Genomic DNA, 20,314 nt, shown 5'->3' with positions numbered 1-20,314 from the left:
GTTCCAGGGCGTTAAAATGGCGGCCAGTATACACAGCACCCAAGGTCGGCCAAAGCCCGTACGGCAGTGACGCCGTTTGAACTTGGCTTTAAAATGCCGATCTGTTTTTTTACTTCGTTCATTAGCCGCGAGTGGATTCTATGACTGCCACGCCAAAACCTTTGGTTCTGATCATTTTGGACGGCTTCGGACACAGCGATAGCCACGACGGTAACGCTATCTTCGACGCCAAAATGCCGGTGATGGATCGCCTTTATGCAACCCAACCCAACGGCCTGATTTCGGGCTCGGGAATGGATGTCGGTCTGCCGGACGGGCAGATGGGCAACTCTGAAGTGGGCCACATGAACCTCGGTGCAGGCCGCGTCGTGTACCAAGACTTCACCCGGGTTACCAAATCAATCCGCGACGGTGACTTTTTCAAGAATCCAACTATTTGCGACGCCGTTGATAAAGCCGTCAGCGCCGGTAAAGCCGTGCATATTCTGGGCCTCTTATCCCCTGGCGGCGTACACAGCCATCAGGACCATCTGGTCGCCATGGCCGAATTGGCCGCTCAACAAGGCGCAGAAAAAATCTATCTGCACGCCTTCCTTGATGGCCGCGACACGCCACCTCGCAGCGCCAAGGCGTCATTGGAGTTGATGGACGCGACTTTCACCAAGCTGGGCAAAGGCCGGACCGCCACCATCATTGGCCGCTATTTCGCCATGGACCGCGACAATCGCTGGGACCGTGTGGCATGCGCCTATAACCTGATCGTCGACGGCGCTTCCGAGTACCAGGCGGCCACCAGCGAGGCCGGGCTCGCATCGGCTTACGAACGCGGCGAGAACGACGAATTCGTTAAGGCCACCAGCATCGGCGAAAAGGTCAAGATTGAAGATGGCGACGCCGTAATTTTCATGAACTTCCGTGCGGACCGCGCGCGCGAGCTCACGCGCGTTTTCGTTGAAGACGACTTCAAGGGTTTCGAGCGCGCCCGCCAGCCGAAACTGGCCGGTTTTGTCATGCTCACGCAATACGCCGCCACCATTCCCGCGCCGTCAGCGTTTGCCGCTGGCAGCCTGAAAAACGTACTCGGCGAATACTTGTCGAACAACGGCAAAACGCAGCTGCGGATCGCAGAGACGGAAAAATATGCCCATGTGACCTTTTTCTTCTCTGGCGGTCGTGAAGAACCGTTCCCCGGTGAAGAACGCATTTTGATCCCATCGCCAAAAGTCGCCACGTACGATCTGCAGCCCGAAATGAGCGCCCCGGAAGTTACCGACAGAATTGTCGACGCCATCGAACAACAGCGGTTTGACGTCATCATTGTCAACTATGCCAACGGCGACATGGTCGGTCACAGCGGCATCCTGTCGGCGGCAATCAAGGCTGTCGAATACCTCGATGTGTGTATCGGCCGAATTGTCACCGCGCTCGATAAGGTCGGCGGAGAAGCGCTAATCACCGCAGATCATGGCAACGTTGAACAGATGTCCGACAAAAAAACCGGTCAGGCACATACTGCTCACACTTCGCAGCCAGTGCCCTTCATCTATGTGGGCAAACGCGATTTAACCGTCCGCGAAGGCGGCGTTCTGGCGGATGTAGCGCCCACCATGTTGCAGTTGATGGGTATGGAAAAACCCGAAGAGATGACCGGTCATTCGATCTTGTTGGCTAAATAAACTGCGCTAACACGGGCCATTTACCCCCCCTGCATCGGTTAATTACCCAACTCGCCCCAAAGCAGTAGCCTTGGGGCGTTTTTTTTGCAGCGCGTGGCGGGCATACTAGGCTCTGTCCAAACTCCTCCTTGGTGTCGCCCGCCCCATGCTTCGCGCCCTGATAGCCCTCGTTCTCATGTGCTTGCTCAATCCAGCGTTCGCCGATGAGCGCGCGCAGACCCAACAACAGTTGGACGCTGCCCGCAAAGATATTACCGAGCTGAAAAAACGCCTGGGCGAGTTGCAGCAGGAGAAATCCGGCGTGCAGAAAGACCTGCGCGGCACAGAAACTGAGATGGGCAAGCTGGAGAAGCAGGTGGAGGCCCTGCAAAAAGAACAAAAAAAGACTGAAGTCGAGCTGCAACGGCTCGACCAAGAGAAAAAAAAACTACAAAGCTCCCGCGCTGAACAACAGCGGCTCATTGCAATTCAGGCCCGTGCTGCTTATCAGGGCGGCCGCGAGGAATACTTGAAACTGCTGTTGAATCAGCAGAACCCGGAAAAATTCGCTCGGACGCTGACGTATTACGACTATTTAAGTCAGGCACGCTTGGCGCAGCTGCGCAATTTCAACGAAACACTTAGCCAGTTGGCGGGCGTTGAGAAAGACATTGATCTGCAGCAAGCGCAGCTGCTAGTACAGAAAAGCAACCTTGAAGATCAGCGCCAAGCCTTGGACAAAGTTCGCCAAGAACGCCGTCAGGTCCTTGCAAAGCTTAATCAGGATGTGAAAGCGCGCGACGACAAACTACAAATCCGCCAGCAAGAACAAAGCGATCTGGCGAATGTGCTGAAAACCATTGAAGAAACTTTGGCTCGACAAGCGCGCGAGGCCGAAGAAGCTCGCCAAAAAGCCTTGATCGCGAAGCAAGAAGCGGAAAATCAGCATCAGCGTGATGAAGAAGCACCGGTAAAACACCCGGCCAAAGCGCCTGGCGCATTGGTTTCCAGCGCAGGCGCGTCTTACGGTGGATCTTTTGAGCAAGCAAAGGGAAAACTTCCTTGGCCTGTTGATGGTCGATTGTTGGCGCGCTTCGGTGACACGCGCGGCGATGACGCCCGAACCAAGTGGGATGGCGTGATGATCAGCGCCCCTGCCGGCAGCCAGGTACATGCCGTTCACGGCGGTCGGGTGGTGTTTGCCGACTGGTTGCGCGGAGCGGGGCTTCTGGTCATTCTCGACCACGGCAACGGCTTTTTAAGTTTGTACGGCCATAACCAGAGTCTGCTCAAGGACGCTGGCGATATTGTTAAAGCGGGTGAAGCGATTTCCACGGTAGGTAACAGTGGGGGTCAAGAAACACCGGCGTTGTATTTCGCTATACGTCAGCAGGGTCGCCCTAGTGACCCAGCGCAATGGTGCCATGTTCAAGGATAAGCTGGCGCCAACCTCAGGTTTAGGAGTTCGTTCGATGCTGCATTTGTCCCGCCTCACTTCGCTGGCTCTGGCTATTGCGATCGTTATCGGCGCTCCTCTGGCATCCGCCGCAGAAGCCGTAAAACCTGCGGCACCTGCACCAGCCGCCACGACCGTTACCACCGCTAAAGCACCTTTGCCACTTGAAGAACTGCGCACGTTCGCCGAGGTAATGGACCGGATCAAAGCCGCCTACGTCGAACCTGTCGATGACAAGACGCTGCTGGAAAACGCCATCAAAGGCATGCTCAGCAATCTTGACCCGCACTCTGCTTATCTGGGCCCTGCAGACTTCGAAGAGCTGCAACAAAGCACCAGCGGCGAATTCGGCGGCCTGGGCATCGAAGTGGGTATCGAAGACGGCTTTATCAAAGTGGTCTCACCCATCGACGACACCCCTGCGTCGAAAGCCGGTGTTGAAGCTGGCGACTTGATTGTCAAAATCAACGGCGCTCCGACTCGCGGTCAGACCATGCAGGAAGCGGTCGACAAAATGCGCGGTAAAATCGGCGAAAAAATCATGCTAACCCTGGTACGCGACGGCGGCACTCCGTTTGACGTATCACTGGTACGGGCGACCATTCAGGTTAAAAGCGTCAAAGCTCAGATGCTGGAAAATGGCTATGGCTATATCCGTATCACCCAGTTCCAGGTCAAGACAGGCGAGGAAGTCGGAAAAGCATTGGCCAAGCTGCGCAAAGACAACGGCAAAAAAATGAGCGGTTTGATACTGGACCTCCGGAACAACCCCGGTGGCGTGCTGCAGGCCGCGGTTGAAGTGGCGGACCATTTTTTGACCAAAGGCCTGATCGTTTACACCAAAGGCCGCATTGCCAACTCCGAGCTGCGCTTTTACGCCGACCCGGCTGACGCCAGCGAAGGCGTACCATTAGTGGTATTGATCAACGGCGGCAGTGCGTCAGCATCAGAAATCGTTGCTGGTGCACTGCAGGACCAGAAGCGTGGCGTATTGATGGGCACCGAAAGCTTCGGCAAGGGTTCGGTGCAAACCGTGCTGCCTCTGGCCAATGACCGCGCGATTAAAATCACCACGGCGCTGTATTACACACCTAACGGCCGGTCGATTCAGGCCCAGGGTATCTCGCCAGACATCGAAGTACGCCGCGGCAAGTTCACCTCCGACGCGGACAGCGAGAACTACAAGGAAGCCGATTTGACCGGTCACTTGGGTAACGGCAACGGCGGTGCGGATAAGCCTACTCAGATGAGCAAAGCTGTAACCGCGAAGGCACGCCCACAAGACGATGACTTCCAACTGAGCCAGGCATTGAGCTTGCTCAAGGGCTTGAGCGTAACGCGCGGTAACTGATATGCAAGTGCGGCTGCCCAAATGGCTGTTATCGCTATCGCTAAGCTGGACCGGCGTTGCTTTCGCAGCTCCGGTTGAGCTCATGAAGACTGACCACGTGCCGCCGGTTGTTTACCTCAGCCTGATCATCGACGACCTTGGTCAGAGCCCTTCCGGTGACAGTCGTGCCTTGGCCCTCCCCGGGCCAGTCACACTAGCGATTATGCCAGACACGCCACACGCCACCGAGTTCGCCCGCCAAGCTCATCATGCGGGCAAGACCGTGATATTGCACATGCCCATGGACCCGGCGACTGGACCGTTTGCCTGGCATCCCGAATTGCCTCTCGCCGAACTGGAAAAACGCCTGAATGCTGCGTTACTTGCCGTGCCGTACGCGGCGGGTCTTAACAACCACATGGGCAGCCGGATGACGATCGAACCCGTAGCGATGAGTTGGCTAGCGGCCGAATTGCAGCGCCGCCACCTGTTCTTGCTCGACAGCCGCACCAGTGCCAAGACCGTAGCGGCCGCCGAAGCTCAACGCATTGGGCTGGCCAGTTTGTCGCGCGATATTTTTCTGGATAATGAGCGCACCACTGAAGCCGTGACCGCGCAGCTTAATGCCGCCATGGTATTGGCCCATAAGCAAGGCTCCGTGGTCATTATCGGCCACCCCTACCCGGTCACCCTCGACGTACTTGAACGCGAACTACCGCGGCTCAAAGCACAAGGTATTGTCTGGATCAACCTGCGCCAAATGATCAGCCTGCGCGGTAATCAAGCGATGGCCCAGCACGGTAACAACGGGGTTTATCGCTGATATGCAGAAGTTTTGATTGCGTACAGCTCGCCGCTACAAATACCGAGCTGTAACCGACCCCGGCGGCAATGCCGACAATCCTGCCCTCCGGGGCGAAGTTTTTGCCGTCCACAGCCATGTTATAAGGCGGAAAATTTTCCGTCAGTAACACTATCGAATAGGTAGGGACTGTGCCTGTTGATACCGCATCCACTACCGATGTCTTGCTACTCATCTCTGCCGCATTAACGGCACTCGCCAGTAAAAGGCCGAGTCCTATTACGCTAAGAAGAACAGGTTTGAACATGTGTAAGCCTTCGTCCATGACAGCTTTAGAGTGAAGCGCGACGGCATTGATGTGTAGTAGCCATCAATTTTTAGCGCATTACGATGCCGCGACTGGCCATGTAGGCCTTTGCTTCAGGAACGGTGTATTCACCGAAGTGAAAAATACTCGCCGCCAGCACTGCACTAGCATGGCCTTCCAACACACCGGCGGCCAAATGTTCAAGATTGCCCACACCGCCAGAAGCGATCACTGGAATCCCCAGCGCATCGCTAATGGCTCGGGTTACCCCCAGATCGAAGCCGTTTTTCATGCCGTCTTGATCCATGCTGGTGAGCAAAATTTCACCAGCGCCCAACTCTTCCATCTTCTTGGCCCACAGCACAGCATCCAGCCCTGTCGGTTTGCGCCCACCGTGGGTGAAAATCTCCCAGCGCGGCGTTTCGCCCGGCAAGGAAACACGCTTGGCGTCAATGGCGACCACGATGCACTGCGAACCGAAGCGCGCAGCTGCCTCGCCAACAAAGTCGGGATTGAATACTGCGGCGGTATTGATCGACACCTTGTCGGCGCCCGCATTAAGCAGATTGCGGATATCTTGCACGGTGCGTACACCACCGCCCACGGTCAGCGGGATAAAAACCTGGCTGGCCATGCGCTCAACGGTATGCAATGTGGTATCGCGGCCATCAACGCTGGCGGTGATATCGAGAAACGTAATTTCGTCCGCGCCTTGCTCATCATAGAGGCGGGCAATTTCCACCGGATCACCGGCATCGCGAATATTCTCGAATTTGACGCCTTTGACCACTCGACCGTTGTCGACATCAAGGCAAGGGATGATGCGTTTGGCCAGGGCCATGGGACCTATCCTCCGAAAACAGTTTGAACCTACAGGGCAGTCAACGTCCTACTGCGGCTTGTAACCATCACAAAAGGCCTGAGCCTCAGCCACATCCAGCGTCCCTTCGTAAATCGCCCGGCCAGTGATTGCGCCGATGATTCCTGGCGACCGAGCGTCCAGCAACGACTTGATGTCGCCCAGGTTGTGAATGCCACCTGAAGCGATCACCGGGATCCGCGTTGCCGCCGCCAGTGCCGCCGTGAACGGAACGTTGCAGCCCTGCATCATGCCGTCTTTGGCGATGTCCGTATAAACAATGGCCGAGACGCCGTCCGCCTCGAAACGCTTGGCCAAATCAATCACCTGAATGGTACTGATTTCAGCCCAGCCGTCGGTGGCGACGAAGCCGTCTTTTGCATCTAGACCCACAATGATTTTGCCGGGAAACGCACGGCAGGCTTCGGCAACAAATGCCGGATCTTTCACCGCTTTGGTGCCAATGATCACGTAGCTAACACCTGCTTTGACGTAGTGCTCTATGGTTTCCAGCGAGCGAATGCCACCGCCAATCTGGATCGGCAATTGCGGGTAGCGTCTGGCAATCGCCGTCACCACGTCGCCGTTGACTGGCTGGCCTTCAAACGCACCGTTCAGATCGACCAGATGCAAACGACGGCAACCGCCGTCTACCCACTTGGCGGCCATGCTTACGGGGTCATCGGAGAACACCGTGGAATCTTCCATACGGCCTTGGCGCAGTCGCACACAGGCACCGTCTTTAAGATCAATAGCAGGGATAATGAGCATGCATTTTTCCTTCGTCAAAAGAGCTGCAAGCTTCAAGCGGCTAGCTACAAGCTTACAGATATCACTATTCTTGCAGCTCGAAGCTTGAAGCTTTCAGCTGCTCTTCTCCAACGCCCACACGTCGCTTTCAATGCCGTCGAACCTCTCTTTGAGGAGCGCCTGCACATCGAAAATCGCACGATTGTAATAATGCGGAGCAATTTCACGGGTGAACAGCTCTAGGATCTCAGCCGCCTCGAACGAACCGAGGTCCAGTTCGAAACGCTCCTCCATGAACCGTTTAATCTTATGGTTCGCCTCACTTTCCTGCTCAGACGTCAGGGTCAGGATCGGCGGTTTGGCCTTTTTGGCCATTACCAGCGACCGTCCCATGCGGCGAAGTTCTGCAACAATTGCAGGCCATGGGTATGGCTCTTCTCCGGGTGGAACTGCACGGCAAAGCGCGAGCCTTCTGCCAACGCCGCAGCGAAATCGAGACCGTAATGGCCGCCACCCACCACCTGCCGCTGATTGGCAGCATCTATGTAGTAGCTGTGAACAAAATAGAACCGTGCCATGTCCGGAATGTTGTGCCACAACGGATGCTCGACGATTTGTTTTACTTCGTTCCAGCCCATGTGCGGCACCTTTAGATGCTCACCGTCGTCGTGCAGGTCCTTGCCGAAAAAGCGCACTTGGCCGGGAAACACACCGATGCAATCGACACCGCCGCTCTCTTCGCTGCGCTCAAGCAGCGCTTGCATACCCACACAAATTCCGAGAAACGGACGGTCCTGGCTGACTTCGCGCACCAGTTCGTCAAAGCCCAAGCGACGGATTTCAGCCATACAATCGCGGATGGCGCCAACGCCGGGAAACACCACACGGTCAGCTTCGCGAATCACTGCGGCGTCGCTGGTGATCAACACCTTGCCTGCGCCAACATGCTCCAGCGCCTTGGCGACGGAGTGCAGGTTGCCCATGCCGTAATCGATAACTGCAACGGTCTGCATCAAAGCACGCCTTTGGTCGACGGCATTTGTCCGGCCATGCGCTCATCAAGCTCAACAGCCATGCGCAGGGCACGACCGAAAGCCTTGAATACGGTTTCAATCTGGTGGTGAGTATTGGCTCCACGCAGGTTGTCGATGTGCAACGTTACATTGGCGTGGTTGACGAAGCCCTGAAAAAACTCTTGAAACAAGTCCACGTCGAAGCCGCCAACGGTGGCGCGGGTATAGGGCACATGCATCTGCAAGCCTGGGCGACCAGAAAAGTCGATGACGACACGCGATAGTGCCTCATCAAGCGGCACATAGGCGTGGCCATAACGACGAATGCCTTTTTTGTCGCCAATCGCTTTACTAAACGCTTGGCCCAACGTGATACCGACATCTTCCACCGTGTGGTGGTCGTCGATAGCCAAGTCGCCTTTGCATTCGATATCCATGTCGATCAATCCGTGTCGGGCGATCTGATCGAGCATGTGTTCAAGAAAAGGAACGCCGATATCAAATCGGGCCTTTCCGGTGCCATCCAGGTTAATCGAGGCTTTGATCTGGGTTTCCAGAGTGTCGCGCTCGACGGATGCCTTACGTTCGGTCATCACTAACTCCGCAAAATCATTGGGCGAAAAGGGCGAGCATTATAGGCCTAGAACAGGCTGGCATGAAGCAATCAGATACACCGCACATCCTGTGAGAGCGAATTCATTCGTGAAGAGGTCGGCATGTCCAAATCAGGGGTACCTGACACACCTCATGCGCGATGAATCCGCTCCCACAAGAAACCATGTGTCAGTGAAACAACACCGCCGTTTTCAGCAAGGTGATCCAAACGCCCCACGCCAATGGAATGCCCACGGCTAACCAGGCTGCGACTACCAATGGCTTGCTGCCAGCGGAGGCTTTCCACTCCAATACTGTGTTGTGATCCGCACCGGCATCGTGACCGTAGGATTGCTCTACAGCCAACTCGTCGTCAGCCATGAAGTATTTATCGGCAACCGGGCGAACCAGCAAGTTGCAGATAAACCCCAAAACCAGCAGTCCAGCAAGGATATATAGAGTGATGTCGTAAGCGTCGGAGCGGGCAACGCCGATGCTCAATTGATACTCGCGCAAGTAGTTGACCAATACCGGACCTAATACTCCCGCTGCAGCCCAAGCCGTCAGCAGCCGACCGTGGATCGCTCCGACCATCTGTGTGCCGAACAAGTCTGCCAGATAAGCTGGAACGGTCGCGAACCCGCCGCCATACATTGACAGAATGACGCAGAACGCCGCGACGAATAGTCCGATGCTGCCGGAATGCCCCAAGGTCGGTACAGAGGCGTAGAGCACCAAGCCCAGCACGAAAAACACGAAGTAAGTCGCTTTACGGCCAATGTAGTCGGAAAAGGACGCCCAAAAGAAACGACCGCCGATATTGAACAAACTCAACAGACCGGTGAAACCCGCAGCAATGGCGGCGATTAGTTTCAACTGATCAGCGTCCAATTGACCGAACGTCAACCCATTGCCGAGTAATTTACCCGCAAATACCTCCTGTAGCAGAGGTGATGCCATGCCAAGAATGCCAATACCTGCGGACACGTTCAGGCACAGTACCAGCCACACCAGCATGAACTGCGGAGTCTTCCACGCCACGTTTACGTGGACATGGCGGTGCGTGATCATCGCGTTGCTGGCCTTATGGGCCGGCGCGGTCCAGCCTTCGGGCTTCCAGCCAGTGGGTGGAACCCTGTATGACAAGGCGCCACCAATCATGAAAACAAAGTAGATCCCGGCCATGGCCAGAAAGCTTTGCCAAACGCCCATGCCGGTGGGCGAAGCAAAATGGCCCATCAACGCCGCAGCCAGGGGCGCGCCAACCATTGCGCCGCCGCCAAAACCCATGATCGCCATACCGGTTGCCATGCCGCGCTTGTCCGGAAACCACTTGATCAAAGTCGACACAGGGGAGATGTAACCCAAGCCCAGACCAATACCGCCGATCACTCCAGAACCCAGCCACATCAGCCCTATCTGGTGGGTGTAAATGCCTAGTGCAGAAATCACCAACCCACCGCACCAACACACCGCCGACACCACACCAGCTTTGCGTGGACCTGCTCTTTCCAGCCAGCCGCCCCAAATAGCTGCAGAACAGCCCAAAAAGATAAAGAACAGCGTGAAGATCCAGCCCAACATTGAAATAGGCCAGTCACAGCTTGATGAAAAAACCTGAGTCAAAAAGCTCGTGTCCGGCGCACACGCAACGGAAGCGGTAATACCAACAGCCTTAGACAATGGTATCCAAAACACTGAAAAGCCATACGCCATACCGATGCACAGGTGGATCGCTAGAGCGGCAGGTGGAACTAGCCAACGGTTGAAACCGGTCTTGGCGATGATGCGTTCTTTAGACAAAAACGCACGCTGCGCAACAGGGCTGCTTAGAGTGGCTGTTTTATTCATTATTACCCCCAAGTAGATTTACTTACGCAAGGCTCAACGCCTTATTTCGCCTGGCAGCCCTCCATAAGAAAGGGCTCGGCTATTAATCGGCAGCAACGCTGAAGACGTGACATAACGACGCAGAAAATCGGTAGAAGCCGGAAGGTTAACATCCAGCAACAACACAGAAAGCAATTTCGACGGCAGTTTTTTGTTACAACTGTCATTCGTTACTGCCCTGACGTCAGGCCAAGAAATTGAGGAAGCGTAATGCCCATCGTTGTCGAGTCAATACATGCAGCCACTTATCAGGACCAAGAGGATTTGCAAAAAATCTATCGCGATGCCCCCCAATGGCTACTAGCGCCCTTTAGCGATGGTCCGGCGCTAATAGAGTCAGGGCTAAGCGAGGGAACCTTTCTCGCGGCTCGCTTTAATGACCGACTGCTGGGAGCGGCTCGCGTTCAACGCAAAAGCGCTGTTTGGCAGATATCTCAGCTGTGCGTACGGAAATTGACCAGACGTCGAGGGGTTGCTGAACGCTTATTGATCGAAGCACAAAAGATGGCCCTGCTTGCAGGCTGTGAACTGCGCATGCTGGCGCCTGTCGGACATCTTGAGGCCCAGGCATTAGCGGCCAGGTTTCATCTTATTCTCGATCCGCAGCCGGTTTATAGCTGAGGAAAACACACAATAAAAGCCACCCGCAGTACGGTTCCAATCGAGAACGCTATACTCGCGGGCTAAATTTTAAATGAATCCATCACAAGGACTCGCCTATGAAAGCGTTCGGCAAAATCCTGGGTCTGGTTATTCTCGGGTTGTTGCTGATCATTGTGGCTCTTGGCTTTGCCCTGACCCACTTTTTTGATCCCAACGATTACAAAGACGAGATTCGCCAATTGGCCCGCGACAAAGCCCATGTGGAGCTGACCCTCAAAGGCGACATTGGCTGGAGCCTGTTCCCTTGGCTAGGCCTGGAGTTGCATGACGCCAGCGTTGCCACCTTGGTAACCCCGACCAAACCGTTTGCCGATTTGCAGATGCTTGGTCTGTCCGTTCGCGTGCTGCCGCTTTTACGCCGCGAAGTGCAGATGAGCGATGTCCGCGTCGAGGGTCTCAACCTGACGCTGAACCGTGATGAAAACGGCCATGGCAACTGGGAAGACATCGGCCGCCCAGCACCCTCTAATGCCCCGCCTCCAGCCGCACCTGAAAACGCCAGCGCCACCTTGGCGAAAGATGAGTCTGTAACGCCTGGAAAAACCTCACAGCCGATCAAGCTTGATATCGACAGCCTCACCATCAACAACGCCCGCATTGATTACAATGACGCCAAAAATGGCCGGCAATTTACCGCTGAGAGCATTCAGTTGAGCACTGGAGCCGTGCACGAGGGAACTAACATCCCGATCAAATTCACCTCATTTTTCAGCACCAACCAACCGGTGATACGCGCCAAGACCGAACTGGTTGGGCAGTTGCGATTTGACCGCGCACTTAGACGCTACCAGTTCGAAGACATGCGCTTGTCCGGAGAAGCCTCTGGCGATCCAACGGACGGCAAAACCCTCACGTTCGCCGCGCAGGGCCAATTGCTAGTCGACTTGGCGGCCAACATTGCAGATTGGAACGGTCTAAAGTTTTCGGCCAACCAATTGCGCGCATTGGGCGAACTGCATGTTCGCGATCTGGACAAGACACCGCAGTTCAGCGGCGGGCTCTCTATCGCCCAATTCAATCTTCGAGACTTTCTCGAAAGCGTCGGTCAAGTCGTACCTGACATGGCAGATGGCAGCTTGAGTAAGGTTGAGTTGGTTGGCCGCCTCACTGGCAGCCCTACCAGCCTTGCCGTTGATGACCTCAACATGAAGGTCGACGACAGCTCGTTCAGTGGACGTCTGGCGGTTGACGACTTTGCCAAGCAAGCTATTCGCGTTCAGCTCAAGGCCGACACCTTTGACGCCGACCGTTATCGTCCAGCAAGGAGCAATGCCGCCAAAAGTGCGGGGGCGGCCCGTAAGTCCGAAGTAACGGGTACGGAAAACCAGGTATTCGCTACCGCCGGCGGCACGACGCCGCTGCCTAATCAGCCAACCCAGATTGCGTGGAACAATGAGCGCTTATTGCCGCTGGAGCGCTTGCGCAAACTCGACGCTCAGGCCGACCTTAGCTTTGGCAAACTGACCATCGATAAATTGCCGATTCAGAACGCCGTGCTGAAAACTCACGCTCTCGGTGGTCAGATCACGCTGGAAAGCCTGCGTGGTAACGTCGGCAACGGTGATTTTGAGGTCAAAGGCACCCTGGATGTACGCTCCGACATACCATTAGTAGCGCTGCAAACCCGGGTCAATAAAATCCCGCTCGAACGTTTTTACCGAAGCCAAGATAACGCGCCCATCAGAGGATTGCTGACCTCGCACAGCGATATGACCAGCAAAGGTAATAGCGAGAAGGTCTTGGTTGACGGCCTCAACGGTACCGCCAGCTTCATGCTCAACAATGGGGTGTTGGTCAATGCCAACCTCGAGCAACAAGTTTGCTTGGGGATTTCCAAGCTGAACCGCAAAACATTGAGCGGCGAACCTCACGGCAAGGACACGCCCTTCCAGCAACTGGGCGGCAACTTGGTGATACGCAACGGTGTTGCCAGCAATCCCGATCTGAAGGTGCAAATTCCCGGTTTGACTGTGAACGGTAACGGCGATATTGACCTACGCGTGCTGGGCATGGATTACCGCATTGGCATCATCGTGGAAGGCGACAAGAGCGACATGCCAGACCCGGCCTGCCAGGTCAACGAGCGATATGCCAATATCGAATTCCCCTTGCGCTGCCGTGGCCCGCTAGAGTTGGGCGCTAAGGCGTGCCGTGTCGACAATGAGGCATTAGCCGGAGTCGCGGCGAAGTTAGCCGGTGACAAAATCGAACAGAAGATCGATGAAAAGCTTGGCGACAAAATCAACCCACAGCTCAAGGACGCGCTAAAAGGTCTTTTCAAACGATGAAAGCCGAGCAGTTTTCAACGGCTGTACTGGAATGGTACGACCGCCACGGCCGACACGATCTGCCCTGGCAACAAGGAATCACGCCCTACCGGGTATGGGTATCAGAGATCATGCTGCAGCAGACTCAGGTCAGCACCGTTTTGAACTACTTCGACAGATTCATGGACGCCCTGCCAACCGTGCAGGCCCTGGCTGAAGCGCCGGAAGACGAAGTGCTGCACCTGTGGACTGGGCTGGGTTATTACACTCGGGCGCGCAATCTGCAGAAGAGCGCCAAAATTGTGGTCGCCGACTATGCCGGGGAGTTTCCCCTCGATGTGGACAAACTCATCGAACTGCCGGGTATCGGCCTGTCCACAGCGGGCGCCATCGCCAGCTTGAGCATGGGCCTAAGGGCGCCAATCCTCGACGGCAACGTCAAACGCGTGCTGGCACGTTTTACCGCCCAAGAGGGCTACCCCGGCGAACCCAAGGTGGCCAAACAGCTCTGGACGAACGCTGAGCGCTTCACGCCGCACACCCGAGTCAACAACTACACCCAGGCAATGATGGACTTGGGCGCGACGCTCTGTACCCGCAGCAAACCGAGTTGCCTGCTCTGCCCGCTGAAAAAAGGCTGCGAAGCACACCTGTTAGGTTTAGAACTCCGTTACCCAATTCCCAAACCGCGTAAAACAGTGCCACAAAAGCGCACGTTGATGCCCATGCTCGCCAACCGTGATGGCGCCATTTTGCTCTACCGACGCCCCTCAACGGGGCTCTGGGGCGGGTTGTGGAGCTTGCCGGAGCTGGATCAGTTCAGCGACCTGGAACATTTAGCCAACCAACACGCGCTGGCATTGGGTAAACACCATGAACTGCCGGGCCTGGTGCATACGTTCAGTCACTTCCAGCTGTCCATCGAACCTTGGCTAGTGCAGGTCGAAGAGTCCGCTAACCACGTGGCCGAGGCCGACTGGCTCTGGTATAACCTCGCCACCCCGCCGCGCCTGGGCCTTGCTGCCCCGGTGAAGAAGCTGCTGAAACGCGCAGCCGACGTATTGAATGCAGGAGAGTTGTCATGACCCGCACCGTGATGTGCCGCAAGTACAAAGAAGAATTACCCGGCCTGGACCGCGCCCCTTACCCTGGCGCCAAAGGTGAAGACATCTTCAACCACGTTTCCCAAAAAGCCTGGGCCGACTGGCAGAAACACCAGACCCTGCTAATAAACGAGCGTCGCTTGAACATGATGAACGCAGATGACCGAAAATTTCTCCAGGTCGAAATGGACAAGTTCTTATCCGGCGCCGACTACGCCCAAGCAGAAGGCTACGTCGCCCCAAAGGAATAATCCTCGCAACCCTGCGGATCGTAAGCAACGGTAATAACTGACTATTTTCAAAAACACGCTTGACGACCCCCTGAAAACCAAGTCTAATGCGCCCCGTTGCCCAGATAGCTCAGTCGGTAGAGCAGGGGATTGAAAATCCCCGTGTCGGCGGTTCGATTCCGTCTCTGGGCACCACCTTTCGTTTTCAGGTGATGTCAAAACCACCAGAAACACAACAAGAAGCCCGCCTAGTGCGGGCTTTTTGTTGTCTAGCGTTCCCAAGCGTTCCCTTGTAAGCCCGGACGATTGTGAGTAGATTCGTGAGTAGATTCAGTTCGGTCTAGAAATCTACTCACACCCGGCAGCAATACGCCCGCCCGGTGCGGCCCGCAGGAGGCTGCTTTGTCACTCTCAGACACCACCATTCGCACCGCCAAGCCAAAAGAGAAGCTGTATCGGCTCAGTGACGCCAACGGCCTATGCCTGGAAGTCACGCAGACGGGCTCCAAGCTGTGGCGGTACCGCTATCGCTTCAATGGCAGTGCAAAGATGCTGGCGCTGGGTTCATATCCCGCAGTCACGCTGGCCAAGGCTCGACAATCCCGTGACGACGCGCGTCAGTTGCTCGTTGATGGCATCGACCCTGGCCAGCACAAGAAAGCCACCAAACAAGCACAGGCCGTTGACGGCGTAACTTTTAAGGAGTTGGCGCTCGAGTGGTTTGCCTACAATTCCCCTCGCTGGGCAGAGAGCACCACCTACAAGGCAAAGCTGTACCTTGAAAACGATTTGATACCCGGCATTGGCGCCCGCCCGGTGAAAGCGATCACCCGCCCCGATCTGGTGGAACTGGTGCGCAAGGTCGAAGCAAGGGGTACGTTGAATGCCGCTGGCAAGATCCGCCAATGGTTGCATCAGATATTCCGATACGGGCTGGCCAAGGGTGTTGTGGACGCCAACCCCGCCACCGACCTGAGCGTGGTAGCGGCACAGGCTAAAGCTGCCCGCCATCATCCACACGTCAACTTTGCCGAACTGCCAGAGCTACTGAGCAAGGTCGACGTTGCCAAAATTCATGTACTGACCCGCCACGCCATCAATCTGCTGGTGCTGACCGCTGTTCGCCCTGGTGAGCTGCGCCAAGCGCCGTGGTCGGAGTTCGACTTAGGCGCCGCGCTATGGACGATCCCAGCCGCCCGCATGAAAGCCCGCCGCCCTCACGCTGTGCCGCTTCCCCGTCAGGCTGTCGCCATCCTGCGCAAGGTTCAGGAAGTGACCGGGCATTACTCACTGGTATTTGCCGGAGCCAACCCTGAGCGGCCAATGAGCGAGAACACCGTCAATAAGGCGCTGCGCCAGATGGGGTACGAAGGCCGGCAGACGGGCCACGGATTCCGCCACTTGCTAAGCACTGAATTGAACGGGCGCGGATACAACAAGGATTGGATCGAGCGCCAGCTTGCCCATGGCGACAGCGACGACATACGCGGCACCTACAACCATGCAGCCTACGTCGAGCAGCGCCGGGAAATGATGCAAGCGTGGGCGGATTCAATAGACGCCCTGTGCGCTGGCGCCAACGTGGTATCGATCAGAAGGAATAAGCCATGAGCAAACTTTGGAAGTTCAAATACAGCCTTACAATTGCCGAAGCGGCAGAATTGCTCACCAGGTTAATCGATGAGGATGTTTCGGAAGCCGACATAGAAAGCCTTCTACTTAGCCACTGGATCAACGGCCACTACTCATGCCACTGCGCAATTGTAAAAACGAAATTTTTCCTCGGGGCTGAGGAGCAAGAAAAGCAATTAAAACTTGAAAATTACATGGTCGAAATTGATCAGGTCGAGGGCATTTGCTTTGGTCTTCCTTATCCATGTGGCGAGGTTCTCATAGACGGGGCAGTCAACGCGTTTGCACTGGCTGACAAAAATGGAGGCCTATACGTTTTACGGGACATCGACACAGATCACTACCTAGGCCCAGCATCCGATCAGGTGTTTTTCCACACCCTCAACATTGAAGCCGACTCGATATATAAATTGGCCGAAATTGCGAACATCAATGAGCCAGCTCCTGAGTCTGATATCGATCCAGCAGAAAATAAGTATTGCGACCACAATCAAAAGCTCTATGCGTTACACCCCAAAGGATCGCAGAGCAGACCCGCCCAGCAAATGATGACGACACAAGCGAATCTGGATACACCAACTCCATTAAGGTCAAGCCGGACGCTTCTGACACTGATTGCCGCGCTATGCAAGGGCGCTGACATCGACATAACCGAGCGCGGCGCCTCGCAAAGACTCATGGAGCTGACCGAGCAAGTTGGCGCCCCAGTAAATGACGAAACCATCCGAAAAGTATTTACTGGCATTCCCGACGCACTTGAACGCCGATCCAAGTAGGCCGCAATTCCGAATTCCGAATTTCAATTCCCAAATCCTAATTCGGACTAAGACATTCATACGCCCGCCAGTATTGCCATCGTCAGTTACCCAAACCGCCTCAGGAGGCGCAAACGATGGCAAACGCAACCACCCCTATCCGCAAGCAATCCCGTCAAGCCGTACTTGTCCCCGGCGACAAGCCAGCGATCCGCTTCATTAAGCGCCAGACGGTGGAAAGCATCGCCGGCATTTCCTGTACTGAGATTTACCGCCGCATGGCCGCAGGCAACTTCCCGAAGCAAGTCATGTTGGGGCCGAAGTCAGTCGTATGGGTCGAGGCTGAAATTTACGGCTGGATGAATGAGCGCATCGCCGAAAGCCGAGCGGTGGCCTGAATGAAAAAGGCCATGATCCCCGAAGAGAAACACAGCCTGTCGCACGGCAATACTATCACCAGCGCCAGCCCCGCCGTACTGCTGGAAACAGCCCCCACCAAGATTGCACGCGCCCTGGTATACGTCCGTCACTTTGGAACGCTCAACCGTTTCGAGGCACCGAAGTGGGTTGGCGACACCTGCCTGAACTCGACCATTCCCGTACTCGAAAATAGCTACGGTTTGATCTTTGAACACATCCCCGAGAAGTCGCCTAACAACTGGGGCGAGCCTTGCGACTGTACCCGTTACCGCCTACTGGAAAGCTCGTACGACCAAGCTGACAAGGTGCTAACGCTGATGTTTGAGCGTGCGGCGAAACGCCAGAAGGTGGCGGCATGACGGCGAAGATCATCAAGCCAATGGACGAAAGTAATGCCGGGAAATCCGACATTACCCTGATCCAATACAAGGGTGAGCCCCGCATAGATAGCCGCTTGCTGGCCGAGCAGTTAGGCAATCAACACAAGAACACTATGGAGCTGATCGAGCGTTACCTTTGCAAGTTCAAAGAGTTTGGACTTGTTCCGTTTCAAACGGAGGCAGTGAAAACGCTGGAGTCTCGCGGCGTTAAGCACATGAAGTTTGCCCTGCTGAACGAGGATCAAGCGTTCTTCCTACTGGCGCTGTCTCGCAACACTGATCGCGTCGTGGAGCTGAAGTCGAGTCTGATAATGGCATTCCGTGAAGCCCGTTACGGGCACGCCTGCCAGACGCTGGAGGCTCGCAAGAAGGAGGCGAGCCAGAGCGGTAGTCGGCTGGCTCATTGGCGCTATGACAAGCCAGGCATGCATCAGCACGTCGCCCACTTGAGGGAGCAACTGAAGCTGCCCCTCGCACTGGAAGAGGGGCGCCCATGAACACCACTCAATCATTCCCGAGTGTTGCCAAGTTCGCACATCGGCGGTATGGTGCGCCTGTCGTCACATTGCTGGCGACCGGGTTTAGTAGCCTGACAAGCAAAAGGCGCAACAGCGCCCCCATTACGATTGCAGGCGCTTTTTTTGTGCCTGCCGTTCAGTGTTATGGCGGCTGTGCGTGGGACGCCTTCGAGCGTGCCGGGTTCCTTTTGCCCCGGTCTACTAACCTGCGTACAGCTGCCACCCATTCGTTTAGTAGCGGACGTGGCAGCTCCTCAGCAAAAGGAGCGTTACCCATGCAGTACTCCCGCACCAGAAATCCGTCTGTCACATCCGGCAAAGCCGCCGCGCATCGCGCTATGGCAATCGCCGCACTTCATGCCGACTCATCCCTGTCTGTTCGCTTGCGTCGCTGGAATCACCACATGACCATCGCTCGCACCCTGGAAACAGTCGGCGGTGCTGTATGACTCGCGCAACCACTACTAGCGCCTGCCTAGGAAATGCTGCCTCGACTATGGAAGCGACCGGCCAGTTTATTTGGGCTGTAGGTAGCCTGTTTCAGCGCTTGCTCGACTCTGGCGATGAGGAGGGAGTTCTCAGTCCGTCTGTGATCGCTGGCGTCGGACATGGCCTGCGATTAGTTGGCGTTCGACTTCAGCAAGATGCAGAGCATTACCTTGAGCGCGTTCAAAGCGATGCCAAACCCGCGACACAAAATGCGGAATCCGAAATCGTGTCGGCAAATGTGGCGGTGTCGGTATGAGTCTGATCACTATTACCCAAACTCCTAAAAACGCTCCGATCCACACCTTTTTCGTCATCCAAGTCTATGACGGTCGGGGCTTCTACGGTTTTGGGGTTGGCCTCACTGACCAAGTTTTAGCCAATGACATGCTCCATGCGTTCGGAAGCGACTTGCTTGGGCGGAAAATTGAACTCATTTCGCTGGCCGCGATGCCTCCTGAAGCCGGAAACGATATCGAACGACACCGCGCCCAAACCCAGGTTATGCAAGCGCTGTGGTCTCGCAGTGCCGGTGAATTGTCACCGAGTCGCGCCTTCCTCGTTGCGTTTGTCCATCAATACAAAAATTCCATGCCGCTGAGCGTTCTCAGTTCTATTTTGGAACACGCGAAGTACGAGCCTGATCACGAACAGTACGCCTACGTCCCAATACATGAGTCGGCCATCGGGAGGGCGTACCCATGAGCCTATCTATCGCAACACCTACCGATAGCTCCCTCGACGACCTGCGCGGCGCGCAAGAGATTCTTGTTCTGCTGGCCATGGCTCTTGCAGTCATTGCGGCGCCAACCACGCAGCCGTTTGTAACGAAGGTTTTGGCGATTGTTGCTCAGCACACCGCAATGGCTTGGGCAGAGCTGCTCGAAGGCGTGATTGAGTCGAATGGGGGGGTGCAATGAGCCGCACAACTATGGATGTGGCGGTATCAGGCATGGATGACCTGTTTGCCGTACAGGATGTATTTACCAACGTACACGCAATCTTCACCGTAATGCTCGAGCACTTCCCGGAAAATCACACGGCGCACGCATTTGCACAGTTAGGTATTGCGGAAGTGAACGACTGGTCAACTAAGACCCTCCAGTGGGCTGAATGCATGAGGCATGAACTAGATGTTCTTTGGCAGGAGGGCGCGCGATGAAAGCTTTGATCTCAAAGTCAAAACGTCCGCTTCCGAGTTCAC

24 protein-coding genes, 1 tRNA gene and 1 pseudogene are annotated in these 20,314 nt (G+C 55.6%); 19 read left to right on the top strand and 7 right to left on the bottom strand.

The window, feature by feature from the left end:
• Positions 1 to 140: 140 nt before the first annotated feature.
• The 4 genes from gpmI (at position 141) to QN378_RS19150 (ending at position 5,264) form a co-directional block, all read left to right on the top strand.
• The gene (gene gpmI / locus QN378_RS19165; RefSeq protein WP_322206320.1) at positions 141 to 1,676 is read left to right on the top strand and encodes a 2,3-bisphosphoglycerate-independent phosphoglycerate mutase; all 1,536 of its coding nucleotides are present in this window, start codon (positions 141 to 143) and stop codon (positions 1,674 to 1,676) included.
• Positions 1,677 to 1,821: 145 nt separating this feature from the next.
• Positions 1,822 to 3,093: a murein hydrolase activator EnvC gene (locus QN378_RS19160; RefSeq protein ID WP_322206319.1), complete on the top strand. Its 1,272-nt coding sequence runs from the start codon at positions 1,822 to 1,824 to the stop codon at positions 3,091 to 3,093.
• 34 nt (positions 3,094 to 3,127) lie between these two features.
• The gene (locus QN378_RS19155; RefSeq protein WP_322206318.1) at positions 3,128 to 4,462 is read left to right on the top strand and encodes a S41 family peptidase; all 1,335 of its coding nucleotides are present in this window, start codon (positions 3,128 to 3,130) and stop codon (positions 4,460 to 4,462) included.
• A 1-nt stretch (position 4,463) separates the two neighbouring features.
• On the top strand, positions 4,464 to 5,264 hold the full coding sequence (locus QN378_RS19150; RefSeq protein WP_407074100.1) for a divergent polysaccharide deacetylase family protein: 801 nt from the start codon (positions 4,464 to 4,466) through the stop codon (positions 5,262 to 5,264).
• Positions 5,265 to 5,319: 55 nt separating this feature from the next.
• On the opposite strand, the pseudogene QN378_RS19145 reads toward QN378_RS19150, so the two are convergent.
• The 7 genes and pseudogenes from QN378_RS19145 to QN378_RS19115 all read right to left on the bottom strand — a co-directional run.
• Positions 5,320 to 5,550: pseudogene (locus QN378_RS19145) on the bottom strand (hypothetical protein); the annotation flags it as partial.
• Between the two features lie 70 nt (positions 5,551 to 5,620).
• The gene (hisF, locus tag QN378_RS19140; RefSeq protein ID WP_322167142.1) at positions 5,621 to 6,391 is read right to left on the bottom strand and encodes an imidazole glycerol phosphate synthase subunit HisF; all 771 of its coding nucleotides are present in this window, start codon (positions 6,389 to 6,391) and stop codon (positions 5,621 to 5,623) included.
• Positions 6,392 to 6,439: 48 nt separating this feature from the next.
• A complete protein-coding gene (gene hisA, locus QN378_RS19135; protein WP_322206317.1) occupies positions 6,440 to 7,180 on the bottom strand; it encodes a 1-(5-phosphoribosyl)-5-[(5-phosphoribosylamino)methylideneamino]imidazole-4-carboxamide isomerase in 741 nt (246 codons plus the stop codon).
• A gap of 93 nt (positions 7,181 to 7,273) precedes the next feature.
• Positions 7,274 to 7,534, bottom strand: coding sequence for a DUF2164 domain-containing protein (locus tag QN378_RS19130; protein WP_323551012.1), 261 nt, complete (start codon positions 7,532 to 7,534; stop codon positions 7,274 to 7,276).
• A complete protein-coding gene (hisH, locus tag QN378_RS19125) occupies positions 7,534 to 8,172 on the bottom strand; it encodes an imidazole glycerol phosphate synthase subunit HisH (RefSeq protein WP_322206315.1) in 639 nt (212 codons plus the stop codon). Before hisH ends, QN378_RS19130 begins: the two co-directional genes overlap by 1 nt.
• Positions 8,172 to 8,765, bottom strand: coding sequence for an imidazoleglycerol-phosphate dehydratase HisB (gene hisB, locus QN378_RS19120; protein ID WP_322206314.1), 594 nt, complete (start codon positions 8,763 to 8,765; stop codon positions 8,172 to 8,174). Before hisB ends, hisH begins: the two co-directional genes overlap by 1 nt.
• A gap of 190 nt (positions 8,766 to 8,955) precedes the next feature.
• On the bottom strand, positions 8,956 to 10,617 hold the full coding sequence (locus tag QN378_RS19115) for an OFA family MFS transporter (RefSeq protein WP_322206313.1): 1,662 nt from the start codon (positions 10,615 to 10,617) through the stop codon (positions 8,956 to 8,958).
• A 249-nt stretch (positions 10,618 to 10,866) separates the two neighbouring features.
• Between QN378_RS19115 and QN378_RS19110 the strand changes: the two genes are divergently transcribed.
• The 15 genes from QN378_RS19110 (at position 10,867) to QN378_RS19040 (ending at position 20,272) form a co-directional block, all read left to right on the top strand.
• Complete coding sequence (locus tag QN378_RS19110; RefSeq protein WP_322206312.1) at positions 10,867 to 11,277, top strand: acetyl-CoA sensor PanZ family protein; 411 nt, start codon at positions 10,867 to 10,869, stop codon at positions 11,275 to 11,277.
• A gap of 98 nt (positions 11,278 to 11,375) precedes the next feature.
• The gene (locus QN378_RS19105) at positions 11,376 to 13,607 is read left to right on the top strand and encodes an AsmA family protein (RefSeq protein WP_322206311.1); all 2,232 of its coding nucleotides are present in this window, start codon (positions 11,376 to 11,378) and stop codon (positions 13,605 to 13,607) included.
• Positions 13,604 to 14,671 carry an A/G-specific adenine glycosylase gene (gene mutY, locus QN378_RS19100; protein WP_323551011.1) on the top strand — a complete coding sequence of 356 codons (1,068 nt, stop codon included), beginning with the start codon at positions 13,604 to 13,606 and terminating at the stop codon, positions 14,669 to 14,671. The genes QN378_RS19105 and mutY overlap by 4 nt, the downstream gene beginning before the upstream one ends.
• Positions 14,668 to 14,940 carry an oxidative damage protection protein gene (locus QN378_RS19095; RefSeq protein ID WP_322206309.1) on the top strand — a complete coding sequence of 91 codons (273 nt, stop codon included), beginning with the start codon at positions 14,668 to 14,670 and terminating at the stop codon, positions 14,938 to 14,940. Before mutY ends, QN378_RS19095 begins: the two co-directional genes overlap by 4 nt.
• A 98-nt stretch (positions 14,941 to 15,038) precedes the next feature.
• A tRNA-Phe gene (locus tag QN378_RS19090) sits at positions 15,039 to 15,114 on the top strand.
• Positions 15,115 to 15,321: 207 nt separating this feature from the next.
• On the top strand, positions 15,322 to 16,530 hold the full coding sequence (locus tag QN378_RS19085; RefSeq protein ID WP_322167132.1) for a tyrosine-type recombinase/integrase: 1,209 nt from the start codon (positions 15,322 to 15,324) through the stop codon (positions 16,528 to 16,530).
• Entirely contained in the window at positions 16,527 to 17,327 is an 801-nt protein-coding gene (locus QN378_RS19080; RefSeq protein ID WP_323551010.1) for a hypothetical protein, read from the top strand. Before QN378_RS19085 ends, QN378_RS19080 begins: the two co-directional genes overlap by 4 nt.
• Before the next feature lie 116 nt (positions 17,328 to 17,443).
• A complete protein-coding gene (locus QN378_RS19075; protein ID WP_322167130.1) occupies positions 17,444 to 17,704 on the top strand; it encodes a helix-turn-helix transcriptional regulator in 261 nt (86 codons plus the stop codon).
• Positions 17,705 to 18,085, top strand: a complete 381-nt coding sequence (locus QN378_RS19070) for a hypothetical protein (RefSeq protein ID WP_322167129.1) — start codon at positions 17,705 to 17,707, stop codon at positions 18,083 to 18,085.
• Positions 18,082 to 18,603, top strand: coding sequence for a Rha family transcriptional regulator (locus QN378_RS19065; protein WP_322167128.1), 522 nt, complete (start codon positions 18,082 to 18,084; stop codon positions 18,601 to 18,603). The genes QN378_RS19070 and QN378_RS19065 overlap by 4 nt, the downstream gene beginning before the upstream one ends.
• A 296-nt stretch (positions 18,604 to 18,899) precedes the next feature.
• Positions 18,900 to 19,073, top strand: a complete 174-nt coding sequence (locus tag QN378_RS19060; RefSeq protein WP_323551009.1) for a hypothetical protein — start codon at positions 18,900 to 18,902, stop codon at positions 19,071 to 19,073.
• Complete coding sequence (locus tag QN378_RS19055) at positions 19,070 to 19,369, top strand: hypothetical protein (RefSeq protein ID WP_323551008.1); 300 nt, start codon at positions 19,070 to 19,072, stop codon at positions 19,367 to 19,369. The genes QN378_RS19060 and QN378_RS19055 overlap by 4 nt, the downstream gene beginning before the upstream one ends.
• Entirely contained in the window at positions 19,366 to 19,815 is a 450-nt protein-coding gene (locus tag QN378_RS19050; protein ID WP_322167126.1) for a hypothetical protein, read from the top strand. Before QN378_RS19055 ends, QN378_RS19050 begins: the two co-directional genes overlap by 4 nt.
• Positions 19,812 to 20,030 carry a hypothetical protein gene (locus tag QN378_RS19045; protein ID WP_322167125.1) on the top strand — a complete coding sequence of 73 codons (219 nt, stop codon included), beginning with the start codon at positions 19,812 to 19,814 and terminating at the stop codon, positions 20,028 to 20,030. Before QN378_RS19050 ends, QN378_RS19045 begins: the two co-directional genes overlap by 4 nt.
• Positions 20,027 to 20,272 carry a hypothetical protein gene (locus QN378_RS19040; protein ID WP_322167124.1) on the top strand — a complete coding sequence of 82 codons (246 nt, stop codon included), beginning with the start codon at positions 20,027 to 20,029 and terminating at the stop codon, positions 20,270 to 20,272. The genes QN378_RS19045 and QN378_RS19040 overlap by 4 nt, the downstream gene beginning before the upstream one ends.
• Positions 20,273 to 20,314 lie beyond the last annotated feature (42 nt).

Origin of the sequence: Pseudomonas sp. 10S5 (assembly GCF_035019745.1) — a bacterium.
Taxonomy (GTDB): Bacteria; Pseudomonadota; Gammaproteobacteria; order Pseudomonadales; family Pseudomonadaceae; genus Aquipseudomonas.
The sequence above is the reverse complement of the archived record's forward strand: the minus strand, read 5'-3'. Positions and strand labels throughout refer to the sequence as shown.

Excerpts from the sequence above, each read along its gene's own strand:
- QN378_RS19070 (WP_322167129.1), top strand. The coding sequence starts at position 17,705 with ATGAAAAAGGCCATGATCCCCGAAGAGAAACACAGCCTGTCGCACGGC.
- QN378_RS19095 (WP_322206309.1), top strand. The coding sequence starts at position 14,668 with ATGACCCGCACCGTGATGTGCCGCAAGTACAAAGAAGAATTACCCGGC.
- QN378_RS19065 (WP_322167128.1), top strand. The coding sequence starts at position 18,082 with ATGACGGCGAAGATCATCAAGCCAATGGACGAAAGTAATGCCGGGAAA.
- QN378_RS19110 (WP_322206312.1), top strand. The coding sequence starts at position 10,867 with ATGCCCATCGTTGTCGAGTCAATACATGCAGCCACTTATCAGGACCAA.
- hisA (WP_322206317.1), bottom strand. The coding sequence starts at position 7,180 with ATGCTCATTATCCCTGCTATTGATCTTAAAGACGGTGCCTGTGTGCGA.
- gpmI (WP_322206320.1), top strand. The coding sequence starts at position 141 with ATGACTGCCACGCCAAAACCTTTGGTTCTGATCATTTTGGACGGCTTC.
- QN378_RS19060 (WP_323551009.1), top strand. The coding sequence starts at position 18,900 with ATGCAGTACTCCCGCACCAGAAATCCGTCTGTCACATCCGGCAAAGCC.
- QN378_RS19160 (WP_322206319.1), top strand. The coding sequence starts at position 1,822 with ATGCTTCGCGCCCTGATAGCCCTCGTTCTCATGTGCTTGCTCAATCCA.
- hisF (WP_322167142.1), bottom strand. The coding sequence starts at position 6,391 with ATGGCCCTGGCCAAACGCATCATCCCTTGCCTTGATGTCGACAACGGT.
- QN378_RS19045 (WP_322167125.1), top strand. The coding sequence starts at position 19,812 with ATGAGCCTATCTATCGCAACACCTACCGATAGCTCCCTCGACGACCTG.
- QN378_RS19050 (WP_322167126.1), top strand. The coding sequence starts at position 19,366 with ATGAGTCTGATCACTATTACCCAAACTCCTAAAAACGCTCCGATCCAC.
- QN378_RS19155 (WP_322206318.1), top strand. The coding sequence starts at position 3,128 with ATGCTGCATTTGTCCCGCCTCACTTCGCTGGCTCTGGCTATTGCGATC.
- QN378_RS19130 (WP_323551012.1), bottom strand. The coding sequence starts at position 7,534 with ATGGCCAAAAAGGCCAAACCGCCGATCCTGACCCTGACGTCTGAGCAG.
- QN378_RS19055 (WP_323551008.1), top strand. The coding sequence starts at position 19,070 with ATGACTCGCGCAACCACTACTAGCGCCTGCCTAGGAAATGCTGCCTCG.
- QN378_RS19105 (WP_322206311.1), top strand. The coding sequence starts at position 11,376 with ATGAAAGCGTTCGGCAAAATCCTGGGTCTGGTTATTCTCGGGTTGTTG.
- QN378_RS19115 (WP_322206313.1), bottom strand. The coding sequence starts at position 10,617 with ATGAATAAAACAGCCACTCTAAGCAGCCCTGTTGCGCAGCGTGCGTTT.
- QN378_RS19040 (WP_322167124.1), top strand. The coding sequence starts at position 20,027 with ATGAGCCGCACAACTATGGATGTGGCGGTATCAGGCATGGATGACCTG.
- hisH (WP_322206315.1), bottom strand. The coding sequence starts at position 8,172 with ATGCAGACCGTTGCAGTTATCGATTACGGCATGGGCAACCTGCACTCC.
- QN378_RS19080 (WP_323551010.1), top strand. The coding sequence starts at position 16,527 with ATGAGCAAACTTTGGAAGTTCAAATACAGCCTTACAATTGCCGAAGCG.
- QN378_RS19150 (WP_407074100.1), top strand. The coding sequence starts at position 4,464 with ATGCAAGTGCGGCTGCCCAAATGGCTGTTATCGCTATCGCTAAGCTGG.
- hisB (WP_322206314.1), bottom strand. The coding sequence starts at position 8,765 with ATGACCGAACGTAAGGCATCCGTCGAGCGCGACACTCTGGAAACCCAG.
- QN378_RS19075 (WP_322167130.1), top strand. The coding sequence starts at position 17,444 with ATGGCAAACGCAACCACCCCTATCCGCAAGCAATCCCGTCAAGCCGTA.
- mutY (WP_323551011.1), top strand. The coding sequence starts at position 13,604 with ATGAAAGCCGAGCAGTTTTCAACGGCTGTACTGGAATGGTACGACCGC.